This is a genomic window from Kitasatospora sp. NPDC091257, assembly GCF_044757675.1.
GTDB lineage: Bacteria > Actinomycetota > Actinomycetes > Streptomycetales > Streptomycetaceae > Kitasatospora > Kitasatospora lactacystinica.
The window spans coordinates 1-2,923 of the sequence record NZ_JBIVVI010001134.1 but is presented as its reverse complement, the minus strand read 5'-3'; the positions used below and the strand labels follow the sequence as shown (position 1 = coordinate 2,923).

The 2,923-nt window shown below is 75.2% G+C and carries 4 protein-coding genes and 1 pseudogene; all 5 read right to left on the bottom strand.

All coding sequences use genetic code 11. From position 1 onward, the window contains the following. Positions 1-1,254 (bottom strand): cytochrome P450 (locus tag ACIQOV_RS35385; protein ID WP_401054936.1); only part of this gene is annotated, 1,254 nt, incomplete at its 3' end. After that, positions 1,251-1,904: an ATP/GTP-binding protein gene (locus ACIQOV_RS35380; RefSeq protein ID WP_380354874.1), complete on the bottom strand. Its 654-nt coding sequence runs from the start codon at positions 1,902-1,904 to the stop codon at positions 1,251-1,253. The genes ACIQOV_RS35385 and ACIQOV_RS35380, both read right to left, overlap by 4 nt. Continuing rightward, positions 1,882-2,229, bottom strand: coding sequence for a DUF742 domain-containing protein (locus ACIQOV_RS35375; protein WP_359897915.1), 348 nt, complete (start codon positions 2,227-2,229; stop codon positions 1,882-1,884). Before ACIQOV_RS35375 ends, ACIQOV_RS35380 begins: the two co-directional genes overlap by 23 nt. Beyond that, positions 2,226-2,639, bottom strand: a complete 414-nt coding sequence (locus ACIQOV_RS35370) for a roadblock/LC7 domain-containing protein (RefSeq protein WP_359897914.1) — start codon at positions 2,637-2,639, stop codon at positions 2,226-2,228. The genes ACIQOV_RS35375 and ACIQOV_RS35370 overlap by 4 nt, the downstream gene beginning before the upstream one ends. Continuing rightward, a pseudogene (locus tag ACIQOV_RS35365) lies at positions 2,623-2,923 on the bottom strand (hypothetical protein); the annotation flags it as partial. The gene ACIQOV_RS35370 and the pseudogene ACIQOV_RS35365, both read right to left, overlap by 17 nt.

The window sequence follows — 2,923 nt, the reverse complement described above, 5'->3', positions numbered from 1 at the left end:
GGCGGTCAGGGCCCGGGACCACGGGGACGGGCGCCAGGTCAGCTCTCCGGCCGGTACGGCCAGTTGGAGGTCGGGGAGGCGGTGCAGCAGGGTCTCGACGGCGGTCTCGACGATGATCCTGGCCGGGTGCTGGGCCGGGCAGACGTGCCGGCCCGCGCCCCACGCCAGGTGCGCCCGGTTGCCGCCGAGCGAGCCCTGGGCGGCGGCGGAGACGCCCTGCGCGGCCGGGTCGGCGTTGGCCGCGGCCAGGCCGAGGACGAGCATGTCGCCGGCGCTGATGTACTGGCCGCCGAGCACGGTGTCGCCGGTGGCCCAGCGGCCGGGGAAGTTCTGCGTCGGCGGGTCGCGCCAGAGCACCTCCTCCAGCGCGTCGGAGACGGTCAGCCGTCCGCCGGTGAGGGTGGCCCGGAAGCGCCGGTCGGTGAGCAGCAGCCGCAGCGTGTTGCCGGTCCAGTTGATCGAGGTCTCGTTGCCCGCGACCAGCAGCACCACCAGGTGGTGCACCGCCTCCTCGTCGGTCAGCCCGGCCGGGTGGGCGAGCAGCCAGGAGGTGAGGTCGGCGCTCGGGGCGGCCCGGCGGCGGCGCACCAGGTCGACGAGCATCGTCTGGAACTCCAGGCCGGCGCGCTGCGACTGCGCGCTGCTGTCCACGAAGTGGCTGATCAGCTCGACCACCCGGGGCCCGCTCTCCACCGGCAGCCCGACCAGCTGGGTGAAGACCAGCAGCGGCAGCCGGCGCGCGTACTGGGCGACCAGGTCGGCGGTGCCGTCCGGGCCCCAGCCGTCGATCAGCCCGTTGGCGGCGGCCTCGGTGGTGCCGCGCAGCTGGCGGTGGTCGATCTGGGCGAGGGTGTCCGAGACGGCGCAGCGCAGCCGCTGGTGCTCGGCGCCGTCCAGGTTGAGCAGGGTGGGCCGCCAGGAGGTCATCGGCAGCAGCCGGGAGTCGGCCGCCAGCCGGCCCTCGGCGGGCACCCGCCAGCGGCGCGAGTCCTTGGAGAACAGCGCCTCGTTGCGGGTGAGTTCGAGCAGCTCGGCGTAGCCGAGGACGAGCCAGGCCTCGACCCCGGGCTCCAGCTCGATGGGGGCGACCGGCCCGTAGCGCTCGCGCAGCCGGGCGTACAGGCCGTGCGGGTCCTCGGCGACGGCCGGGCCGTACAGCGGGGTCAGCGGGACGCCCACGGGCAGCCCGCCGGGCAGGCCGGTGCCGTGGGCGACCGGGCACCCGGCGGCGCCGGGGGGTTCGGGGGTGGTCATCCCTGGAGCTCCAGGATCGAGCTGCGGTGCAGGTGGTCGACGAAGTCGATCAGCAGGTCGTAGGACTGCCGGCGGTCGCGTGCGTCGCAGTGCAGGATCGGCACCTCCGGCAGCAGGTCCAGCGCCGAGCGCAGCTCCTCCTCCGGGTAACCCGGCGTGTCCGGGAAGGTGTTGACCGCGACCGCGAACGGGATGCGCTGCTCCTCCAGCCGGCCGAGCACGTCGAAGCTCTCGTCGGGGCGGCGCAGGTCGACCATGGCGATGGCGCCGAGCGCGCCGCGCGACAGGTCGTCCCAGAGCGGCCAGAACCGCTGCTGCCCGGGCGTGCCGAACAGGTACAGCGCGAGCCGCGAGTTGAGCGTGATCCGGCCGAAGTCCAGCGCGACCGTGGTGGTGGTCTTGCCGGGGCGCCCGGTGAGGTCGTCGATGCCCGCGCTGGCGGCGGTCATGGTCTCCTCGGTGCGCAGCGGGGTGATCTCGCTCAGCGAGCCGACCAGGGTGGTCTTGCCCACCCCGAACGGACCGGTGACCAGGATCTTGACCGCGCCCTGCACCGAGGAGGGCAGGTACTGCGGTCCGTCGGCGGCACCGGCCGCGTCGGTTGCGTCCGGGGCGTCGGGGACGGCTTCAGCGGAGTTGGCGGAGGCCAACGAGCACCTCCTCCAGGAGGGTTGCGGGCAGGCGTTCGGCCTGTGGGACGGGCGGGAGCACCTGCACGGCGCCGAGGTCCCACAGGTCTCCGACCAGCACCTTGACGACGCCGAGCGGCAGCCCCAGGTGGGCCGCCACCTCGGCGATGGACAGCAGGCTGTGGCAGAGGTCGAGGATGCGCCGGTGCTCGCGGTTCAGCAGCGGGTGCTCGGGCAGGTCCGGCGGGTCGGGTAACGCGCTGACCAGGCTCTCCAGGGCCAGCTCGGCCCGGGTGGAGCGGCTGCGCCCACCGGTGATGACGTACGGCCGGACCGGGCCGCTCACCGGTGGCCCCCCGCCGCGTGGTCGACGCGCGGCGGGCTGGTGAGGTGGGTGCCGATCCGCTCGACCAGGACCTGCATCTGGTAGGCGACCAGGCCGGCGTCGACCGCCTCGCTCGTCACCACGGCCAGGTGCGCGCCGGCCCCGGCGGCGACGACGAAGAGGTAGCCGCCGCCGTACTCGATGATGATCTGGCGGGTGGCGCTGCCCGGCCCGCCGAAGCCCGTCGCGACGCCGCGGGCCAGCGACTGCAGTCCGGAGCAGGCGGCGGCGAGCCGTTCGGCGTCGTCGCGGGCGATGCCGGCGCTGCGGCCGATCTCCAGGCCGTCGTTGGAGACGACGACGGCGTGCTGGACCTGCGGGACGGCGATGATGTCGGCGAGCAGCCAGCCGAGATCAGGGGTGGTGGTCATGGAACTCTCCGGAGCGCTGGGGAAGTCGGGGGGAAGCGGGAAGGGAAGGGTCGGACTGGGCCTGGGCCCGGGCGGCGGTACGGCCGCTGGCGGTCCCGGCCTGGAACATCGCCATGAACGCCTGCGCGTCCCGGGCCGAGCGGTAGGGCGGCGCGGGCTGCGGTGGGGGAGCGGCGTGCTGGGCGGGGCGGCCCGTGCGGCCGCGCCGGTGGCTCCGGCGGGGCAGCGGGGGCGGGGTGTCGCCGGTGGCGGCGTGCCGGCCGGACGGCGGGGTCTCCAGCAGG

What these genes read in the sequence shown, in the direction of transcription:
- ACIQOV_RS35370 (WP_359897914.1), bottom strand. Translation starts at nt 2,639, where the DNA reads ATGACCACCACCCCTGATCTCGGCTGGCTGCTCGCCGACATCATCGCC.